3 protein-coding genes are annotated in these 2349 nt (G+C 44.0%); 1 reads left to right on the top strand and 2 read right to left on the bottom strand.

Translation table 11 applies throughout. The features are described 5' to 3' along the window. Positions 1-222: 222 nt before the first annotated feature. On the bottom strand, positions 223-678 hold the full coding sequence (locus tag D8779_RS20470; protein ID WP_136666455.1) for a hypothetical protein: 456 nt from the start codon (positions 676-678) through the stop codon (positions 223-225). A gap of 95 nt (positions 679-773) precedes the next feature. Next, positions 774-1238: a hypothetical protein gene (locus D8779_RS20465; RefSeq protein ID WP_136666454.1), complete on the bottom strand. Its 465-nt coding sequence runs from the start codon at positions 1236-1238 to the stop codon at positions 774-776. A gap of 766 nt (positions 1239-2004) precedes the next feature. Here D8779_RS20465 and D8779_RS20585 point away from each other — a divergent pair. Beyond that, entirely contained in the window at positions 2005-2181 is a 177-nt protein-coding gene (locus D8779_RS20585; protein ID WP_167492609.1) for a hypothetical protein, read from the top strand. Positions 2182-2349: the final 168 nt, after the last annotated feature.

Raw genomic sequence — 2349 nt, 5'->3', positions numbered from 1 at the left:
AGGTCATCAGTGCTGCACTGAAGCGCCGTGGCAATGAGTTGGGCGATATGCTTTTGATGCATGCTGAAGAGCCTAACGTTTGGTTAAGGGGCGGGCTTTAGCCCGTCCCAGTGAGCGAAGCGAACGACTTGAACCGCTAGTTAGAGCCACTTAGGAAAAACTTAATAAAGTGATGCAGGCATCTCTGAATCAGATGTTGTGAGTAGCACGAATTACAAAAAATTAAGATGTTTTTCGCGCTGGAGCTCTAATGCCAATTTTAGATATTTTAAGATCTTCTAGTTTATAGCCTTTTAAGTGGTTAATGTCTTCCAGGTCTGTAACTTCCAACTCATAAAGAGTGTCCATTTTTGAAGGTGCTAGCTCAATTCTTAGCTCGGGCGCTCCATTTGTTTCAATGGAACAATTATCACTATCAAAGTAGGGTGTTCCAATAGAATCAGAAACCTGCTTTAGGCTAGACCCCACACCTATGCCGAGGTATGTGCCAGTGTATTTACCCCAGACCTCTATATATATAAGTTTTTCATTTTCATCAAATCCGAAAAAATGGCCTTTGTAGTTTAGATGGCATCCTGTTTTTCTCGGCTTTTGGTCAAATGATGCAATTACTTCTTTTTGGGCCATACCGATGTGCCAACCATCAATATATTTTCCGGGTTCAATTCTATTTTCCATGACTTTCTCCAATATTGAATGTGTGCTCTAACGTTTGGTTAAGGGGCGGGCTTTAGCCCGTCCCAGTGAGCGCAGCGAACGGTTTGAACCAGTTGTTAGGCATTTTCGCTCAGCTGGATTCTGCTCACTAGCTTTTTGTATTCCCTGAATTCTTGAAGGCATCGCTTATTTTTTACTAGGTGCTCGAAGTGAAATTTTAGCCTGGCGATTTGTTGCTTTGACAGCTCTTGAGGTTTTAAGAGCCTGGCTAGTCTTTCTTTTATAAAGCCTGAGTAAGACCCAAAGTAGTCCATCTCAATATATCTGATTGCTAACTCTATACAGGCCTTGTCGCCTTTCTTAATTCCGTTGCCTATTTCATATAGTGATTTTCTATACTGTAGCCAGTTGTAGCGATCAGGCATCCAGGAAGGCGCACCGGGTTCAGATGCCTCGCCAGAATCGATTTCAAAAGAGCCGCCCAGCGACTTATGTAATGAAACGATTTCAGCTTTGGACCAGCCACTGGGAACGCCGTGGTAAATGTCTAATGGCGTATTTTGTGAAGACTGACGATCCATGTTTTGCCTAACGTTTGGTTAAGGGGCCGGCTTTAGCCGGTCCCAGTGAGCGGAGCGAGCGATTTGAACCAATTGTTAGAGAAGTCACTAAGTCAGTTTTCTAGAAAGCCATGTAAACCAATGAGCCAAGAGTGAAGGTTTACTCTTGCACCAATCATCTTCTGGCTGTTCTGAGTGAGTTTTCTCTAGCAGTAGACCATGGGAAAGTACGTTCACCCCGGTGGCGGCAAGTATGAATGGTATTAACCAAGAGGCAGCTGTGACTCCCGATGAAAATAGCTCTGTAAAGAGTTCTGTCCAAATGCTAGGAGTGCAATTCTCAATATAGAAACTATTGAATTTATCTGCACCCTGCATAGAGTCGCAAATAAATTGTAGCTTGGATGGTCTGTTTAGCACCTGGTCAATGATCTGCAAGCAGGCAAGTAGGATTCCGGAATGGACTATTATTCTGAGCCCGGTTTTAATTAATAATTCCTTTTCTGTGCTTTTAGCGACTTTGACTCTATAAACCAAAAGTATACAAATTGAGGATGCAACGAAAGCAGCAATAAAGAACAGTGTTACAAATAATATTTTTAAGGATATTTCCATTTTGAACTGATTTCTCTAACGTTCAGGTTAAGGGGCGGGCTTAGCCCGTCCCAGCGAGCGAAGCGAGTGATTTGAACCGCTTGTTAGGCTCGCGCTTGAGCCGAGCGCTGTAAGCGGAAACAGCACGATAGCTGGCAATGCTTTTGCTTTTAAGTGCTGTGCCTGATCTTTCATGCTGTTTGTGCCGTTTCATGTGCTTTTTCTGCTTGGCGATTTTGGAGCGCCTCAGCGCCAGCGCGATGCCATGGCCGGTGTGCCGGATATTGCTGAACCAGGATTGTTTGGCCCGCCCGCGATTTCAAATACCCAAAATTATTTTCATGAGAAATACACGATTTTGAACTATTGATTCCGCGATTTTCCATGCAAGCACATTCCTTTGCTTTGTTTGCCTAACGTTTGGTTAAGGGGCGGGCTTTAGCCCGTCCCAGAGAGCGCAGCGAACGGTTTGAACCAATTGTTATGCGGCGTATGCATTAGGGTACATAGACCATGTAAATATTGAACTCGAAGCCAT

This window comes from Pseudomonas leptonychotis (assembly GCF_004920405.1).
Classification (GTDB): domain Bacteria; phylum Pseudomonadota; class Gammaproteobacteria; order Pseudomonadales; family Pseudomonadaceae; genus Aquipseudomonas; species Aquipseudomonas leptonychotis.
The sequence above is the reverse complement of the archived record's forward strand: the minus strand, read 5'-3'. Positions and strand labels throughout refer to the sequence as shown.

What these genes read in the sequence shown, in the direction of transcription:
- D8779_RS20470 (WP_136666455.1), bottom strand. Translation starts at nt 678, where the DNA reads ATGGAAAATAGAATTGAACCCGGAAAATATATTGATGGTTGGCACATC.
- D8779_RS20465 (WP_136666454.1), bottom strand. Translation starts at nt 1,238, where the DNA reads ATGGATCGTCAGTCTTCACAAAATACGCCATTAGACATTTACCACGGC.
- D8779_RS20585 (WP_167492609.1), top strand. Translation starts at nt 2,005, where the DNA reads ATGCTGTTTGTGCCGTTTCATGTGCTTTTTCTGCTTGGCGATTTTGGA.